The following is a 17,427-nucleotide window of genomic DNA, read 5'->3' on the forward strand; positions in this document are numbered from 1 at the left end:
CGCATATTAAATCTGCGGGTCGAAGCGCCGGCAATTACCATGGCGCAATCCGCCAGCCCTGTTCCGTTGCCACCAGCCGATCCGTCAAGCCAAGGTTGTTCATGAACGCGTCGTCGTGGGACACGACCACCAGCGCGCCCTGGTAGCCGCGCAACATCGCTTCCAGCGCCTGTACCGAAGGCAGGTCCAGGTGATTGCTGGGCTCATCCAGCAATAGCAGGTGCGGCGGTGGATCGGCATACAGCACGCACGCCAGCGCCGCCTTGAGACGCTCGCCACCGCTGAGCGAGCCGCCAGGCACTGCAATCTTCCCGCTATCCAGGCCGAGGTGCGCAAGGCGCATGCGCAGATCGCCTTCGCTCGTCGTCGGGTTGGCCGCCAGCATCTGTTCCAGCACGGGACGCCGCGGGTCCAGGCTGGCCAGCCGCTGGTCGAGGTAGATGCCTTGCACCGGAAGCTTGCATGTCCCGGCCAGGGGCTGCAGCTGGCGCGCGAGCACCTTGAGCAAGGTCGACTTGCCGCTGCCATTGGGGCCGACCACGCCCACGCGCTGCTGCCCCGTCAGCGTGAGGCTGATCTGGCGCGTGGCAGCCTGGACAAAGGGCAGCTCCACGGCCTCCAGTTCCGCGACACGTTTTTGCGAAGCCAGGGCAACCGGCAGCTCGTGCACGACGATGGCCAGGTCGTGCCCGACCCGCTGCGCGGCCTCGCGCACGCGCTCGGCCATTTCCAGCCGGGTCTCGGCATGCTGCTGGCGCAGCTTGCCGGCCGAGCTTTCGCTGCGTTCCTTCTGTCGGCCGAGCAGGATCCTGGCCTGGTTGGCCTCTTGTGCATGCCGGTTGCCACGTGCCTGGCGCCGCTCCAGGCGTTCGCGTTGCTCGCGCAGGGACTGCTCTTCGCGCCGGCGTTCGAGCTTGCGTTGTTCCAGTTGCTGGATCGCGTTCTGCCGCTCGCGCTCCGTGCATTGGGCGTAGAAGGTGTAGTTGCCCCCATAGCTGCGAAGTCCCAGCGAAGACAACGCTACGATGCGCGCCATGGCGTCGAGCAGTTGCCGGTCATGGCTTACCACCAGCAGCCCGCGCGGCCAACGCTGCAGCTGCGCGAGCAGCGCCTGCCGATTCGGCCGGTCGAGGTGATTGCTGGGCTCGTCCAGGATCAGGAAATCGGCATCCGACAACAAGGCGCCGATCAGCGTGACGCGCATGGCTTCGCCACCGCTGAGCGCGCTGGCAGGCGTCGCGGCATCGAGATGGTCCAGGCCATTGCGCGCCAGTTCGTCCTGCAGCCGCACGCGCACATCCCAGCGCTCGCCCACGGCATCGAAATCTTCAGGCGCGCTGCTGCCTGCTTCGATGCGTTCGAGCGCATCGATCGTGGCCTGCACACCGGCGAGGCCCGACACCGTAGCGCCAGGCGCAGGCGATACCTGCTGGGCGAGGTAATACACGCTGCCGGAGCGTATACAGCGGCCGCCGGTCGGCTGCACTTGTCCGGCCAGCATGCGCGCCAGCACCGTTTTGCCGGCGCCATTGCGCCCGACCAGGCCGGTGGCACGCTGGTCGAACTGTTCGGTGAGGTCGGAGAAAAGCGTCCTGCCGTCGGGCAGAACGTAAGACACGCTTTCCAGCGCGAGATAGGGATGCGTCATGCGTCGATTCCAAAGATGCCAGGAACTCCCCCTGCTCATGGGGGTAGGTGGGAGACTGGCCGTCATGAAGACGGCGGCATCAATGGCGCATGACGAGTACCTCGGTGATGGGGGATTGCCCGCAATGTTAAAAGCATCCGCGGCGCGGCGCAATGTCGCGCAACGCGCATGGACCCTGGTCAGGCGTCGTGTGGACGCTGGCCAAGCGCCTACGCCCGGAGGGCATAGGCGCAGCGGCAGCATTCAGCTGGCGGAGCTTTCCAGCGCCGCGTCATATTTCCCCAGGCAGGCCATGCCATTCAGCCGGGAGCGCAGCAGCAGCGCCTGTTGCGCCTGCGCGGCGTTGGCAGCGTCGCCGCGCCAGGCCAGCAGCGGCGGTTCCTGCAGCGCGCGCCCATAGGAGAAGGACAGCCGCCACGGCAGCGGCGCCAGGCGGTTCATGGCGTCGAGGTTTGCGGTGGCCTCGGCGGGAGTCTGTCCGCCAGACAGGAAGAAGATGCCCGGCACCGCCGCGGGCACGGTGCGCTTGAGCACCTGCACGGTCTGCATCGCGACCTCCGACGGTGGCGCCTGGCCGGCGTCCTTGCCGGGCAGCACCATGCTGGGCTTGAGCAGCATGTGTTCCAGCGCCACCCCGTAGCGGTGCAGGGCGTGGAAGACTTCGTGCAGCACGGCCTCGGTCACCTGGGCGCAACGGGCCATGGAGTGGCCGCCATCCATCAGCACTTCGGGCTCGACGATCGGCACCACGCCGGCCTGCTGGCAGATCGCGGCGTAGCGGGCCAGCGCCTCGGCATTGGCCTGCACGGCGGCGCGCCCGGGCAGGGTGTCCGACACGTTGTAGACCGCGCGCCACTTGGCAAAGCGTGCGCCCTGTTGGCGATAGCCGGCGAGCCGCTTGCCCAGCCCGTCGAGGCCTTCGGTGATTTCGTCGCCGGGGGCCAGCGCCAGGGCGAGCTTGCCCTTGTCGACCTTGATGCCGGGCACGATGCCCTGGCGCGCGGCCAGTTCGGGCAAGGGCGTGCCGTCGTCCGCGCTCTGGCCCAGCGTTTCCTCGTAGAGGATCACGCCGCTGATGTAGTCGCCCAGCCCCGGCGTGCCCAGCAGCAGTTGACGCCACGCGCGCCGGTTCTCCTCGCTCGATTCCACGCCGATGCGCTCGAACCGCTTGGCAATGGTCGGACCGCTCTCGTCGGCGGCCAGCAGGCCCTTGCCCGGCTGTGCCAGGGCATCCACGGTGGCTTGCAGTTCACTTGATGTGTCCATGACGTTGCTCCGCGCAGGTGACATAAGCGCAAGCATTTCCCCGAAACGGCGATCGCGCAAGGGCGTCGGGGACAAATGGCGCGCTCCCATGGTGGCCGCCCGAACATTGCGCGGCGTTTGCGCGCGCCGGACGCCACGGGCGGGACGGCATAACCTGCCCGGCCGGCTGTGGGATAATCGCGGCTTTGCCCACGGCGCAGCTCAAGAGGTTGATCGCACGGGCATGCCAGGGCCCTTATTCCCGCGGCCCGCTTCCTACCGCGATACTTCTAAAGCAAGACCATGCCCACATACCGTTCCAAAACCTCCACCGCCGGCCGCAACATGGCGGGGGCGCGCTCGCTGTGGCGCGCCACCGGCATGAAAGACGAAGACTTCTCCAAGCCCATCATCGCCGTGGTCAACTCCTTCACGCAGTTCGTGCCGGGGCACGTGCACCTGAAGGACCTGGGCCAGCTGGTCGCGCGCGAGATCGAGGCCGCGGGCGGCGTCGCCAAGGAGTTCAACACCATCGCGGTCGATGACGGCATCGCCATGGGCCACGACGGCATGCTGTATTCGCTGCCCAGCCGCGACATCATCGCCGACTCGGTGGAATACATGGTCAACGCGCACTGCGCCGACGCCATGGTGTGCATCTCCAACTGCGACAAGATCACCCCGGGCATGCTGATGGCCGCAATGCGCCTGAACATCCCCGTGATCTTCGTCTCGGGCGGGCCGATGGAAGCCGGCAAGACGCGCCTGGCCAACCCCGTCACCAAGGCCATGGAGTTCAAGAAGCTGGACCTGGTCGACGCCATGGTGATCGCCGCCGACAGCGCGTATTCCGACGCCGACGTGGCCGAGGTGGAGCGTTCCGCCTGCCCGACCTGCGGCTCGTGCTCGGGCATGTTCACCGCCAACTCCATGAACTGCCTGACCGAGGCGCTGGGCCTGTCACTGCCCGGCAACGGCACGGTGGTGGCCACGCATGCGGACCGCGAGCAGCTGTTCAAGCGCGCCGGCCGCCGCATCGTGGAACTGGCCCGCCAGTATTACGAGCAGGAAGACGCGCGCGTGCTGCCGCGCGCGGTGGGCTTCAAGGCGTTCGAGAACGCCATGACGCTGGACATCGCCATGGGCGGTTCGACCAACACCATCCTGCACCTGCTGGCGATCGCGCGCGAGGCGGAAATCGACTTCGACATGACCGACATCGACCGCCTGTCGCGCGTGGTGCCGCAGTTGTGCAAGGTCGCGCCCAACACCAACAAGTACCACATCGAGGATGTGCACCGCGCTGGCGGCATCATGGCCATCCTGGGCGAGCTGGAGCGCGCCGGCAAGCTGCACACCGACGTGCCGACGGTGCACGCGCCCACGCTGAAGGACGCCCTGGCGCAGTGGGACATCACCCGCACCGAGGACGAGGCCGTCAGGCAGTTCTACCTGGCCGGCCCGGCCGGCATTCCCACCCAGGTGGCGTTCAGCCAGAACACGCGCTGGCCCAGCCTGGACCTGGATCGCGCCGAAGGCTGCATCCGCTCCTACGAGCACGCCTTCTCCAAGGAAGGCGGCCTGGCGGTGCTGACCGGCAACATCGCGCTCGACGGCTGCGTGGTGAAGACCGCCGGCGTCGACGAAAGCATCCTGGTGTTCGAGGGCACCGCCCACGTCACCGAATCGCAGGACGAAGCGGTCGAGAACATCCTCAGCGACAAGGTCAAGGCCGGCGACGTGGTGATCGTGCGCTACGAAGGCCCCAAGGGCGGCCCCGGCATGCAGGAAATGCTCTACCCCACCAGCTACATCAAGTCCAAGGGGCTGGGCAAGGCCTGCGCACTGCTGACCGACGGCCGCTTCTCCGGGGGCACCTCCGGCCTGTCCATCGGCCACTGCTCGCCCGAGGCCGCGGCCGGCGGCGCCATCGGCCTGGTGCAGGACGGCGACAAGATCCGCATCGACATCCCCAACCGCACCATCAACGTGCTGGTGTCCGACGAAGAACTGGCGCGCCGCCGCGAAGCGCAGAACGCCAAGGGCTGGAAGCCCGCCAAGCCGCGCCCGCGCAAGGTGTCGGCGGCGCTGAAGGCGTATGCCAAGCTGGTGATGTCGGCGGACAAGGGCGCGGTGAGGGATTTGTCGTTGTTGGACGATTGATGCGAGGGGCGGGCTGGGTGCCTGCTTGCGTCATGGGAAGCCGCTCTTTGAGCGGCTTTTTTTGTTTAGCGAAGCCGGCAGAGGCCCTCATTGACGGTTCTTTAATCTGCTAGAAATAGATATAAATATCATTTAATACATTTCTGATGGACTTCCGTACCGTTTCGCGGCAAATTCGCATGTTCCGCCCATCGGTGATTGCGCTGCCCTGGTTGTACGGAAAATGGACCTTGCCACGCTCTATCAGCATCTTTTTTCATCGCACCACCGTCTGTACAGGCTGGACGGCAGCTCGCCGCTCGAGGAACTTGCCGTCGAAGCATGGATCGGCCGCGAAGGTATCTCGATGCTCGCGGAATCACGCATCATCGCGCTCAGCGCCAATGCAGGCATCCCGCTCGACAGCTTGCTTGGGCAGCGCGTCACGCTACTTACCGCACTTGCAGATGGCGGGCAGTCGCGCCGTACCGGCCTGATCTGGCAGGCCGAGAAGCTCGGCGCGGATGGCAGCCTGGCGCGCTACCGGCTGACCGTGGTGCCGTGGCTATGGCTGACCACGCAGCAGCGTAACAGCCAGGTTTTCCAGAACCGCCGCCTCGACAGCATCATCGAGGCGATCCTGCAGCAATATTCGCCCTACGTGCAGTGGCGCTATGCCGCCGGCGCCGAGGCCCGCATCGCGGCAATCGGCGAGCGCCCCCACGTCGCGCAATTCCGCGAGACCGATTACCAGTTCCTGTCGCGCCTGCTGGCCGAGGCCGGTTTGGGCTACACCGTGGTGGAAGAAGATGAAGCGGCCGGTGGTCACGCTGTGGTGATCTTTGCCGACAGCGCGCAACTGCCCGAAGACACCGAGTCGGCGGATGGCGGCGGCATTCGTTTCCACCGTGCGCATAGCCAGGAAGCCCGGGACGCTATCCAGCAGTTGGCCTGCGAAACATCGGTCGGCGTGGGAGGCGTCGCCGTGTCCGCGTGGGACGCAGAAGCCAAGCGCACGATCCGGGCTCACGCCCCGGCGCGCTTCGCTGGCCATGTGAACCGCGCCGCGAGCCCGGACCCCTATCTGTCGGTGAGTCTGTCGCTCGCGCCGGACGCAGCCAGCGCCCAGCGGGTCGCCGAACAGGTCATGGAAGCGATCGAAATCCGTTCGCTGCGCTTCACCGGGCGCGCCTCGGTGCGCTCGCTGCGTAGCGGCACCCGGCTGACCGTCAATGGCTGCCCGCACCTGCCCCCGCTGGATGACGATGGCATCGGCTATCCGCTGCTGATCGACGCCGTCGAGCACTGCGGCATCAACAGCCTCGCCGCCGACACGCGTGCGGCGCTGGCCGACCGGTTGGGACCGCTGGACGCGGCACTGTGCTTCGACACACCGCTACCGGCCCCCGATATTGCCGAGCTCACGCTTGGCTTGCCGGACCCCTTTCCGCTGTCCGAGGCTGACCGGCTCAGCCCTACCTCCGCGCTGAAAGCGGTAGCGCAACAGCAGGGCTACGCGTGCCTCTTCCGCGCCTACGACGCGCGGCGGCCATGGCGCGCGCGTGTCCTGGGCGCTGATTGTCCGCGTCTTTACAGCCGCGCCACCCCGCTCGGCGTTCATACGGCGATCGTAGTCGGCCCCGACGGACAGACGCGGCCGTCCGGCAATGCCGAACATCACGCCAGCCCGCGCGGTCAGATTCGCGTGCGCTTTCCCTGGCAGCGCGGCGAGCGCGCCGACGACCGCAGCAGCCGCTGGGTGCGCGTGGCGCAACGGCAGGCTGGGGCCGGAATGGGCTGGCAATGGCTGCCGCGCATCGGGCAGGAGGTGCTAGTCAAATTTGCGGATGACGACATCGACCAGCCGTTCGTGATCGGCGCGCTCTACAACGGCCAAGGCGAAGCCGGCATCCCGCCCACGCCGGGCGGCAAGTCCATGAACGGCAGCACGTTCTCCCAACCCTATGAGGCCACTGGCATTTATGCGCTTGGCTCTGACAGCCAGTCGAGCGCGCAAGGCAACCTGGCCAGTGGCAACAGCCCCGCGTGGCATGGCATGGGCACTGACCCAGACGGACACCGTAATGCCGCAGCGCTGACCGGTTTCAAGAGTCAGGAACACGGCGGCATGGGCTACAACCAGTTGGTGCTTGACGACAGCGACGGGCAGCTGCGCACGCAACTGGCAACGACGGAACAAGCTACCCAGCTTAACCTCGGCCATCTAATTCATCAGCAGGACAACCGCCGCGGCAGCTTCCGAGGCCAGGGATTCGAGTTGCGGACCGATGGCTACGCCGCGGTACGCGGCCGGGCCGGGCTGTTGTTGACGACCTATCGCGATGCCGTCACCGGCCACGCACTGCCGACCGGCGACAACGCCGCCGGCATCGCGTTGCTGCGGCAGGCGGGCGATCTGGTCAGGACGCTGGGTGAGGGCGCCACCACGCATCAAAGCCAAGTCCTGTCGACCGGGAAGGATGACGAGTCGCCGCTGGCAAGGCAGTTGAAGGCCGCCTCGGGCATGGTCGATGGTCGGAATCTCGATACCGCCATAGGCGATGCGGCTGGCGGCAATACCAGCACACCAGGGAAGGTGCCGCACCAAGGCGAGCCGATGGTCCACCTCAACGGCAGGGCTGGCGTGGCTATGGTGGCGGGCCAGGACCTGCAAATTGCCAGTGGGGAAAGCGTCGTGTTCGCCAGCGGGCAGGACAACAATTTCTCCGTCGCGGGACAGGTGCGCGTGCATGCGGGGCAGGCGATTGGCGTGGCCGCAGGACTGTCTGCGGCAGGCGACGGAAACGTCGGCCTGCAAGTGACAGCAGGTCAGGGCGATATCGATCTCCAGGCGCAGCATGATCTGCTGAGGCTGGCGGCGCGGGAGGACCTGACCATTGTGTCGGCCAATATGAATGTGGACTTTGCCGCGGCCAAGGGGATTCGCATTGCGACGGCTGGTGGGGCTGCCATCACGATTGAGGGCGGCAATATTACCTTCGAATGCCCGGGGCCGATTACCTATAAGGCGGCGCAGAGGAAGTTCGAGGGGCCGGTGAGTCAGTCTTATGGCATTCCGCTATTTCCTTCCAGTGTTTGCGTTGAATGCGCATTGGAGGCCGCGAAGCGCGGGGCGCCGTTCTCGATGTTGCAATGAGGAATGCCGTGGACTTTGCTGTCGACATCCTCAATCCTGAAACTGCGGCGGCACAAATTGCGCAGTGGCAGTCCGCACAAGATGGTCGTTCACAGTGGCTATTGGTAGATGCGATGCTCGTTAATTTTGCGAGAATCCGCACCATTGCGCGAAAAGATGCCTGGCCGATCCATAATGTGCTGGCACACTCCAGGCTCGCGGCATTTGGCGATATGGCACCGCACTTAATCGAGCTGCCCGCCAGAGATGCAAGCACACAAGCGCGTGTCGGTCAACTCATTGCGGCAGGTGCCGCCGCTCCCGCGTTCAGCTGGCTGTCTTCGGCACAGCGCGCCGAGCAGGTATGTCAAACGCTTTCATATCTGGCGATGGCTCAGATCGACAGCGACATGGAACTCCACTGTCGGTTTGCCGACACGCGCATATTGCCCGAGTTGTGGCGATTGTTGACGGATTCCCAACGTCTCAGGGTGACGCAAGACATAGCATCGTGGAGTTGCTTGGACCGGACAAATGCGCCTTGTCGGCTGAACCCTGTCGTCACGAACAGTTATGAAGTTGCCGATCAGCATGAATTTCTACATCTCACCGGTGGCCAGTTTGCCGCAATGCTTGATGCCAGTGAGGGCGACACCATGTTCAGCCTCCTTCTCGACACAACGCCTGAATTGGTTCCTGTCGTACAACGGGGGGAGTTCCATGCGACTCTAATGGATCATATCGATCGTGCCACGAAGCTAGGAATAGGAGCGCCGGCAGACAAACTTCAGTTCATAGTACTAAGTCTGACCTGTACTGAGGCGTTTTATCGATTGCCGGAACTGGCGGATACCTGGAGACGGGTGGCTGGTGGAGAAAGTCTCAAGGACTGCATGACGCAATGGTCTGATGCCATATGGAACGTACTGGAAGGGAAGGTGGCGGGTGGTAGTACTGCTATGAGTCCGGCAATACGGTGAAATCCCCGGAATAGTGCGTAGGTGAGCAATGCGTGGACATAAGACAAAACGGTGAAGGACGGAAATGGTATGAAGCTGAAGCGCACGACATTGATGACGGTTATCCTGGCAGCGCTGACCATGATGATTGCGGCATGCAGCAAGAGTGAGGGGCGGGCGGATGATATGGCTGCTTCAAGTATCACTGCTTACAATCATACGCCCGACTATATCCATCAGTTCTACGTCAACGACGCGTGGGGAGGCAATTCCTTCGCCTATGGCGGTGGCGGAGGCTTTGTTTGTTGTGTGACCTACCCAAGGAAGTGGCATGAAGGACTGACTGCAACGGTACGCTGGACGACCTCGAGTTCGGATCCGAATGCGACGGGCGACGCGGCAGTAGGTAAATGGCACGAAGCGATTGTTCCAATCGAGAAGTACGATAAAACAGGAACAGTTCAAATTCACTTCCTACCTGAAGGGAAAATTAGAATAATTATCTCGAATTTCATGTCAGGGCATCCCGACTATCCCGGACCCGACTATCCGGTAAAGCCGCCGGATTTTCATTTCGCCCCCTGGCGTGGCGCGGCAAGTGAGGCGGAAGCTCGCGCTCGCTCGCAAGAGAAACACCGCGCGCTTCAGGTTAGTCCCGGTGATTCTCCTTCGCTTTCGCCAGAACAAATGCCCCTATACCCGAAGGAGCGACAATGAGCGCTTTTCAGCCGGGCTGGTATGAACTCGGTTTTAATGCCATCACCCGCGATGTACGGTGTGGATACTTTAAGACCGCGACTACGTTAACCGCGGAATGTCTGGTCGAGAGTAGCGGCCACCAGACTCTGTTATGGCAGGATCCATCGGGATTGAATGGGAACGGCAGGCCTGCGATGTGGTCCCCACACTTTCGCCGCCTGGCCTCAGCATCTACCACTGACTGGTGGAATGAGCCTCCAGGTGGTTCAGCATTTCGACCCATGCTACCGATAGCAGGATCGCGTGCAAAACGAACCCCCACGCCGCGCGAGTTTTGCGAACGTGCAGCTGCGGCCGCAGCTAACGATGGCGTTATTAATTGCGCAAGGGAAATACACGTCGGGCTATTTTTCGATGGCACCAATAACAACATGGTGCGCGACATACCTACGAACAGTCACTCCAACATTGTGACCCTGTTCAACGCTCACATCGACGATCGTGTAGAGGGATTTCGCTACTACATGCCGGGGGTGGGAACAAAGTTCCCCGAGATAGGTGAGAATTCAGAGTCCAGCGGTGGCAAAGCATTTGCTAGTGGTGGTGAGGCGCGTATTCATTGGGCTATGCTTCAGGTTTTCAATTCCGTTCATGTGTCGCTGCTAAAAAGAAATTTGCTTGACGATAATGAAATGAAAGCGCTGGCCACCAACGTTGTTAATGGTCTATCCACCGGATGGCGTTTAGGTGACGGGAAGATGATTAGCGTTTTCGGTGAGCTTCAAAGTCGCTTGCTGAAAGCCATCGAAGGCAAACGCCCCAGAATTTTCGCCATCCGACTTTCCGTATTCGGCTTTTCACGCGGCGCAGCAGAAGCCCGTACATTCTGCCAATGGATTCGAAAGGCAACCGGCATGAAGGTCGGCAACGCCACGCTCGATCTGCGTTTCCTGGGGATTTTTGACACCGTCGCCTCGGTTGGAGTGGCAGATTCAATGCCTATTGCCAAGGGCTTGATGGACTGGGCTGACGGCACTATGGATATCGAGAATGTTGGCAAAGTGGTCCACTACGTGGCGGCTCACGAAATCCGACAATCCTTTCCACTGTCCACCGCGCGTATCGGTGCCAAGGCCTACCCATCCAACACAAACGAGTTCATCTATCCTGGCGCCCACTCGGACCTGGGGGGTGGATATGGGCCAGGAGATCAGGGCAAGTCAGTCAGTGGTAGATCGGCACTGCTGTCGCAGATAGCCTTGAATGACATGTACTTTGAAGCGCGCAATGCAGGCGTCAAGTTGTTGCCTAAAGACAAGATGTTGCCTGAAGCCCGTGTGGACTTCGATATCGCTCCAGAGCTGGACAATGCATTCAATGCATATTGCGACTGGACCAGATTCGTCGAGAAGGAAAGCGTAAGCGCTGGAAATGGTCCTCCATGCGAGAACCGCATGCAATATCACATGCAACTCTATTGGCGTTGGCGTGCGCAGGTATCTCCTGATTCAAAGTTCAAAGGTCTGTCCAGCTATCGAAATTCCAGCGCCCAGGACAAGACGGATCTGTGGGAATCGGAGTTGGACTGGCGCAAGGATGTCGCACGCGCCCAGGAGGCAAGCAAGCCGCGAAGGGTTTTCAATCCCAGAATCGGCTATGTTGACCTACCGCCGCCAGCAGACGCGGTGCAACGGCAGATAGTGGCGGAAGTCAACGCGGCGTCCAGCGTCCCCGCCGCGGTGAGTGAGTTCTTCGACAAGTTCGTGCATGATTCACATGGGGGGTTCTGGCTCCTCGGTCCGATTACCAAGGACGACAGAGCGGTATTCATCGCTGAGGTCAGGAAGAAGAAGGCAATGCATGACAAGTTGATGGAGAGCGCGGAGAAGTCGGGCAATCCAGGGTATGCCAACAATATGCGCCGCCGAGCGTTGGCTTATGAATTGAATGCCTTTGAACGGCGCGTTCTTGAAGCCAATAGAAAGACCCCAGGTGGCGTCCCGCTGATGACGGACGCTGATGCGGCGGATCTTCGGGCAATCGCTGGAACGAGTACGGAAGCGGTACTTGCAGTAATGGGTACAGCGACGCGCCGCGAGCCCAAGGGCCACGGACGTTATCGTAGGGTTTTCGACAGTTAGGACGATCGCGTAAAGTTTCGGCCCAGCGTCTCGACCGCAAGCTAACGAGTCACGCGTGGGTGTGGGCTAGAGAACATGACTGATTGTCCTTTCTTTGGCCGAGGTCGCACGGCCGCGATCGATCGCCACCGCGCTCCCACCCTACCCCCGCAACATCTGCACCACCAACGCAAACGCCGGCGACGGCTGCCGCCTGCTCGGGTAGTACAAATGGTAGCCATTGAACTTCGGGCACCAGTCCTCCAGCACGCGCACCAGCCGGCCGGCTTCGATATGCTGCATCAGCTCATCCTCGGGCAGCAGGACAATGCCCAGCCCGGCGAGTGCGGCATCCACCTGGGGTTGCGTGGTATTGAAGATCAGCGGCCCGTCGACGCGCACGTTCACCTGGCGGCCGCGCCGCTCGAAGTCCCAGACGTAGAGCCCGCCGGAGGTGGGCATGCGCTGGTTGATGCAGCGGTGCGCCATCAGGTCTTGCGGAGTCTTCGGCGGCGGATTGGCGGCGAAGTAGGCGGGCGACGCCACCACCGCCATGCGTAGCGGCGGGCCGATGGGCACGGCGATCATGTCCTTGTCGATGGTGTTGCCCAGGCGCACGCCGGCGTCGAAGCGGTCCGCCACGATGTCGCGGAAGCCGTAGTTGACGTCGAACTCCAGCTTGATGTCCGGATATTCCTGCAGCAGCGGCGTGAGCCGTGGCAGCAGGATGGTGTGCAGCACGTTGTCGCCGCAGGTGATGCGGACCGTGCCGGCGGGCTTGTCGCGCAAGGCGGTCAGGGCATCGAGCTCGGCCTCGATTTCGTCGAAGCGGTGGCCGATGGCCTGCATCAGCCGTTCGCCCGCGGCGGTGGGCGAGACGCTGCGCGTGGTGCGGGTCAGTAGCCGGATCCGCAGCCGTTCCTCGAGGCCGCGCACGGCCTGGCTCAGCGCCGACTGCGTTACGCCCAGCGAGGCGGCGGCCCGGGTGAAGCTGCCTTCGCGCGCCACTGTCACGAAAGCCAGCAGGTCGTTGAGATTGCGTCGGACCATGAGTCGGTCTCCATCGGCATATTGATTAGTGCTACTTATATCGTCTTTAAGCACACATTAGCTAGTCACGGGCGCGTCGACGCGCGAACATGGGTGGGACGAAGAGGCGGGACACCCGGCTTCGCCATTGCCGCTTCCGGCACATTTTTTCCGCTCCCCGCGCTCAGGCCACGCAGCTCCGGACGATGACGGCGCCGCGCGGCGTGGTGCGCGCATCCACATCTTCCGCACTGCATGACAACCCGACTCTGTGACGCCCCCATGGGCGCGACCCTCCCTGCGCACGATGCCGAACGCCAGCCTGCCCACTGGGGTGGCGTGCTGGCGATGACGCTGTGCGTATTTGCGCTGATTGCCTCGGAATTCATGCCGGTCAGCCTGCTGACGCCCATGGCCGTCGACCTGCATGTCACCGAAGGCCTGGCGGGCCAGGGCATCGCGATCTCCGGCGCCTTTGCCGTGGTGACCAGCCTGTTTATCTCCGCGCTGGCCGGCAGCATGAACCGCAAGACGCTGCTGCTGGGGCTGACGGCGCTGATGGCGGTTTCCGGCGCGGTGATTGCGCTGGCGCCCAATTACCTTGCCTACATGGCGGGCCGTGCGCTGATCGGCGTGGTGGTCGGCGGCTTCTGGTCGATGTCGGCGGCGACGGCGATGCGGCTGGTTCCGCCCGGCCAGGTGCCGCGCGCGCTGGCGATCTTCAACGGCGGCAACGCGCTGGCCACGGTGGTGGCGGCGCCGCTGGGCAGCTACCTGGGCGGGGTGATCGGCTGGCGCGGCGCGTTCTTTTGCCTGGTGCCGGTGGCGCTGATCGCTTTCGCGTGGCAGTGGCTCAGCCTGCCGGCGATGCCGGTGGCAGCGCGCGGCAGCGACTCCCCCAGCGGCTTGCGACTGTTGCGCCAGCCGCTGGTGCTGCTGGGCATGCTCGGCGCCAGCGTGTTCTTCATGGGACAGTTCACGCTGTTCACCTATGTGCGGCCGTTCCTCGAGACGGTGACGCGCGTGGATGTGTCGTCGCTGTCGCTGATCCTGCTGGTGATCGGGATTACGGGTTTTATCGGCACCATGGCCATCGGCGCGGCGCTCAGGCGCGGCTTCTACGCGACCATGATCGCCATACCGGTCTTGATGGCCGGGATTGCGCTGGCGCTGATTGCATTCGGTAGCCAGACTGGCGCGGCGGTGGCGCTGCTGGGACTGTGGGGTTTTGTGGCCACCGCGGCGCCAGTGGGCTGGTGGGCCTGGATCGCCAGGACCTTCCCGAACGACGCCGAGGCCGGAGGCGGCCTGCTGGTGGCGGTGGTGCAGTTGGCCATCGCGCTGGGTTCTACCTTGGGTGGCCTGCTATTTGACCGCAGCGGTTATCAAAGCACCTTCGTCGCCAGCGCGGCGCTGCTGGGGATTGCGGCGTTGCTGACCTGGCTGACCGCGCGCGCCGAAGCCGCGCGGGCTGCCTGACGCGCTTGCGCGAAAGGCGCCGCGGCCATGGTCGCGGCGCCTTCCCTATGCCACCTTGCGCACCGGCAGGCTGCGCACGCGCTTGCCGGTGGCGGCGAAGATCGCATTGCACAGCGCGGGCGCGACCGGCGGCACCGGCGGCTCGCCCACGCCGCCCGGCGGCAGGTCGTGGTTGTCGTTGACCAGGTGGGTGCGGATCACGCGCGGTGACGCATGATGGCGCAGCACTTCGTAGTCGTGGAAGTTGCTCTGCATCACGCGGCCCTTGTCGAAGGTGATCTCGCTGGCCAGCGCCAGGCTCAGGCCCATGATGGCGCCACCTTCCATCTGCGCGCGGATGCGGTCGGGATGGATCTGCGGGCCGCAGTCCATCGCCATGTCCACTGACACCACGCGCACCTCGCCCTTCGCATCGACCGCCACCTCGACCACGGTGGCGGTGTAGCTCATGAAGCTGTAGCAGAACGCCAGGCCGAGCCCGTGGCCCCTGGGCAGCTTGCGGCCCCAGCCCGCGCCGCGGGTGGCGGCCTCGATCACGCCGCGCAGGCGCCCCGTGTCATACGGGTAGCGTTCGGGCGATTCGGTGTAGTTCCAGGTATCGGCCAGCGTGCCGGGGTCGATCTTGCGTGCGGGCCCGATCAGGTCGAGCGCGAACTGCCGGTGGTCCTTGCCGGCGCGGTGCGCCAGCTCGGCGATAAAGCACTGGGCCGCGAACGCGTGCGGAATATTGGCCACCGAGCGGAACCAGCCGATGCGCGCATGCGCCGGCACTTCGGCGGTTTCCACGCGCACGTTGTCGATGCGGTAGGGCATGTTGATCGCCGACATGGCCGACTCGAACATCTGCTGGCCTTTCGCGCCCTCGGTGAAGAGCGAGGCGATGGTCGGCGCGGCGCTGCGGTGCAGCCACGACTTTACCTGGCCCTGCCTGTCGATGACCGCTTCCAGGCGCTCGGCCGAGACCGTGTGCAGGTAGTCGTGGTGGATGTCGTCGTCGCGCGTCCATACCAGCTTGACCGGCGTGCCCTCGGGCATTGCCTGGGCGACGATGGCGGCCTCGTCGACAAAGTCGGGCTTGGACTTGCGGCCAAAGCCGCCGCCCAGCAGCAGCACGTTGACCCTGACGTTGCCGGGCTTGAGCTCGAGCCGCCTGGCCACGGCGGTCTGCGCGGCAACCGGGTTCTGGATCGAGGTCCAGACCTCGGCGCTGCCGCCGCGGATGCGCACGGTGGCCACCGGCGGCTCCATCGACGCATGGGCCAGGTGCGGCACGTAGTAGTCGGCGGCAAGGCGCTCGGCGGGCGGCGCGGTGTCCCAGGCCCGCTGCGCATCGCCCTGGTTGCGCACCGCCTTGCCCGGCGTACGTGACGCGGCCTCGAGCGTGCGGCGATACGCCGTGGAGTCGTAGCTGCCGTTGGGGCCGTCGTCCCATTCGATTTCCAGCGCGGCGCGGCCCTGCATGGCCGCCCAGGTGTTGCGCGCAACCACCGCCACGCCGCCCAGCGGCTGGAACGCCGGCGCGCCCTGGAAGGCGGGAATCTCCACCACCTTCAATACGCCGGGCAGGGCCAGCGCCTTGCGGCTGTCCAGCCGACGCAGCTTGCCGCCCACCACCGGCGGGCGCGCCACCACGGCGTACACCATGCCGGGCAGGCGCAGGTCCATGCCATAGACGGCGCGGCCCGAGCCGATAGCTTCCTGGTCGACCGGCCGTACCGCGTTCTTGCCGATATAGCGGAAGCCGGCGCGGGGCTTGAGCCGCAGCGCATCGCCCTTCGGCACCGGCTGGCGCGCCGCATCGGCTGCCAGTTCGCCAAAACCCAGGCGGCGTCCGCTGGGCTGGTGCAGCACTTCGTGCTGCACGGCGCGGACCTCGGACACCGGCACCGACCAGCGCGCGGCCGCAGCGGCTTCCAGCATCTGTCGCGCCGCCGCGCCGACGCGCCGCATCGGCATCAGGAAATGCCGCACGCTGCGCGAGCCGTCGACGTTCTGGTTGCCGTAGCGGGTCTCGTCGGCCTCGGCCTGGACCACCTTGACGCGCTCCCAGCGCGCCTCCATCTCGTCGGCCACTACCATCGGCAGGCTGGTGCGCACGCCGGTGCCCATCTCGGCGCGATGGGCCACGATGGTGACGGTGCCGTCAGCGGCGATCGAGACGAACGCCAGCGGATTGTCGACGGTGCCGCCCGGCATGGAGTCGGCGCCGAACTTCTTCGGAGCCGGATCAGCGGCGCGGGCGACGGTTACCAGGCCACCGCTGGTCACGGCCAGCGTCATCAGGCCCACGCTGCCGCGCAGGAATCCGCGGCGGGAGAGTCGAGCGAGGTCGGCCATTACTTGCCCCCCTGCGCCAGGCGGCTGGCCGCCTGCCGGATCGCGGCACGGATGCGCGGATAGGTGCCGCAGCGGCAGATATTGCCGCTCATGGCTTCATCGATCTGCCGGTCGGTCGGCGCCGGCGAGGTCTTGAGCAGGCTGACCGCGGTCATGATCTGCCCGGCCTGGCAATAGCCGCACTGGGCCACGTTATGCTGAATCCACGCCTGCTGCACCGCCTGGCCCACGCGGTCGCCTTCCATGCCTTCGATGGTGGCAACGGATCGTCCCGCGACGGCCGACACCGGCGTCACGCAGGCGCGGATCGCGGTGCCGTCGACGTGCACCGTGCAGGCGCCGCACAGCGCCATGCCGCAGCCGAACTTGGTGCCGGTCATGCCCAGCTCATCGCGCAACGCCCACAGCAGCGGCATCTCGCCTGGAACGTCGACGTCCTTGGGCTGGCCGTTGACCTGGAATCTTGTCATGGGGAACTCCTTGTGAAGACAATGGCACGGTGCCATGCCAAGGCGCGCGAACTTGCGGCGCCTGTCATGAGGCCATCATTGTCGTCAAGAATGCCGTGCCGGATTGATAAGTACAGCTTATAAGCTCTTTAAGCCTGCGTGGTTCGCAAGCGCTGACCGCTAC

The 17,427-nt window shown here is 64.6% G+C and carries 11 protein-coding genes; 6 read left to right on the forward strand and 5 right to left on the reverse strand.

Annotated elements, in window-relative coordinates:
- Window positions 1–34: 34 nt before the first annotated feature.
- Entirely contained in the window at window positions 35–1,648 is a 1,614-nt protein-coding gene (locus AC3FMM_RS00975; RefSeq protein WP_488685984.1) for an ABC-F family ATP-binding cassette domain-containing protein, read from the reverse strand.
- 243 nt (window positions 1,649–1,891) lie between these two features.
- Window positions 1,892–2,914 (reverse strand): class I fructose-bisphosphate aldolase, encoded by a 1,023-nt coding sequence (locus AC3FMM_RS00980; protein ID WP_115712165.1) that lies wholly within the window; start codon window positions 2,912–2,914, stop codon window positions 1,892–1,894.
- 282 nt (window positions 2,915–3,196) lie between these two features.
- Between AC3FMM_RS00980 and ilvD the strand changes: the two genes are divergently transcribed.
- The 5 genes from ilvD (at window position 3,197) to AC3FMM_RS01005 (ending at window position 11,970) form a co-directional block, all read left to right on the forward strand.
- On the forward strand, window positions 3,197–5,056 hold the full coding sequence (gene ilvD / locus AC3FMM_RS00985; protein ID WP_115712167.1) for a dihydroxy-acid dehydratase: 1,860 nt from the start codon (window positions 3,197–3,199) through the stop codon (window positions 5,054–5,056).
- 223 nt (window positions 5,057–5,279) lie between these two features.
- Window positions 5,280–8,192: a type VI secretion system Vgr family protein gene (locus AC3FMM_RS00990; RefSeq protein WP_488685985.1), complete on the forward strand. Its 2,913-nt coding sequence runs from the start codon at window positions 5,280–5,282 to the stop codon at window positions 8,190–8,192.
- An 8-nt stretch (window positions 8,193–8,200) separates the two neighbouring features.
- Complete coding sequence (locus AC3FMM_RS00995; protein WP_488685986.1) at window positions 8,201–9,151, forward strand: DUF4123 domain-containing protein; 951 nt, start codon at window positions 8,201–8,203, stop codon at window positions 9,149–9,151.
- 69 nt (window positions 9,152–9,220) lie between these two features.
- Window positions 9,221–9,847, forward strand: a complete 627-nt coding sequence (locus AC3FMM_RS01000; RefSeq protein WP_116313418.1) for a DUF3304 domain-containing protein — start codon at window positions 9,221–9,223, stop codon at window positions 9,845–9,847.
- On the forward strand, window positions 9,844–11,970 hold the full coding sequence (locus AC3FMM_RS01005; RefSeq protein ID WP_488685987.1) for a phospholipase effector Tle1 domain-containing protein: 2,127 nt from the start codon (window positions 9,844–9,846) through the stop codon (window positions 11,968–11,970). The genes AC3FMM_RS01000 and AC3FMM_RS01005 overlap by 4 nt, the downstream gene beginning before the upstream one ends.
- Window positions 11,971–12,111: 141 nt before the next feature.
- Here AC3FMM_RS01005 and AC3FMM_RS01010 read toward each other — a convergent pair whose 3' ends face one another.
- Window positions 12,112–12,999 carry a LysR family transcriptional regulator gene (locus AC3FMM_RS01010; RefSeq protein ID WP_115712169.1) on the reverse strand — a complete coding sequence of 296 codons (888 nt, stop codon included), beginning with the start codon at window positions 12,997–12,999 and terminating at the stop codon, window positions 12,112–12,114.
- A gap of 234 nt (window positions 13,000–13,233) precedes the next feature.
- On the opposite strand from AC3FMM_RS01010, the gene AC3FMM_RS01015 reads away from it, so the two are divergent.
- Window positions 13,234–14,457 (forward strand): MFS transporter, encoded by a 1,224-nt coding sequence (locus AC3FMM_RS01015; protein ID WP_488685988.1) that lies wholly within the window; start codon window positions 13,234–13,236, stop codon window positions 14,455–14,457.
- A 45-nt stretch (window positions 14,458–14,502) separates the two neighbouring features.
- On the opposite strand, the gene AC3FMM_RS01020 is transcribed toward AC3FMM_RS01015, so the two are convergent.
- Together AC3FMM_RS01020 and AC3FMM_RS01025 are read right to left on the reverse strand one after the other, a co-directional pair.
- Window positions 14,503–16,794 (reverse strand): xanthine dehydrogenase family protein molybdopterin-binding subunit, encoded by a 2,292-nt coding sequence (locus AC3FMM_RS01020; RefSeq protein WP_326347657.1) that lies wholly within the window; start codon window positions 16,792–16,794, stop codon window positions 14,503–14,505.
- Window positions 16,794–17,264: a (2Fe-2S)-binding protein gene (locus AC3FMM_RS01025; protein WP_326347656.1), complete on the reverse strand. Its 471-nt coding sequence runs from the start codon at window positions 17,262–17,264 to the stop codon at window positions 16,794–16,796. Before AC3FMM_RS01025 ends, AC3FMM_RS01020 begins: the two co-directional genes overlap by 1 nt.
- Between the last annotated feature and the right edge of the window lie 163 nt (window positions 17,265–17,427).

It is taken from the genome of Cupriavidus sp. 207A1, assembly GCF_057798955.1.

Coding starts and splice junctions, on each gene's coding strand:
- AC3FMM_RS00975 (WP_488685984.1), bottom strand. CDS start 1,648: ATGACGCATCCCTATCTCGCGCTGGAAAGCGTGTCTTACGTTCTGCCC.
- AC3FMM_RS00980 (WP_115712165.1), bottom strand. CDS start 2,914: ATGGACACATCAAGTGAACTGCAAGCCACCGTGGATGCCCTGGCACAG.
- ilvD (WP_115712167.1), top strand. CDS start 3,197: ATGCCCACATACCGTTCCAAAACCTCCACCGCCGGCCGCAACATGGCG.
- AC3FMM_RS00990 (WP_488685985.1), top strand. CDS start 5,280: ATGGACCTTGCCACGCTCTATCAGCATCTTTTTTCATCGCACCACCGT.
- AC3FMM_RS01000 (WP_116313418.1), top strand. CDS start 9,221: ATGAAGCTGAAGCGCACGACATTGATGACGGTTATCCTGGCAGCGCTG.
- AC3FMM_RS01005 (WP_488685987.1), top strand. CDS start 9,844: ATGAGCGCTTTTCAGCCGGGCTGGTATGAACTCGGTTTTAATGCCATC.
- AC3FMM_RS01010 (WP_115712169.1), bottom strand. CDS start 12,999: ATGGTCCGACGCAATCTCAACGACCTGCTGGCTTTCGTGACAGTGGCG.
- AC3FMM_RS01015 (WP_488685988.1), top strand. CDS start 13,234: ATGACAACCCGACTCTGTGACGCCCCCATGGGCGCGACCCTCCCTGCG.
- AC3FMM_RS01020 (WP_326347657.1), bottom strand. CDS start 16,794: ATGGCCGACCTCGCTCGACTCTCCCGCCGCGGATTCCTGCGCGGCAGC.
- AC3FMM_RS01025 (WP_326347656.1), bottom strand. CDS start 17,264: ATGACAAGATTCCAGGTCAACGGCCAGCCCAAGGACGTCGACGTTCCA.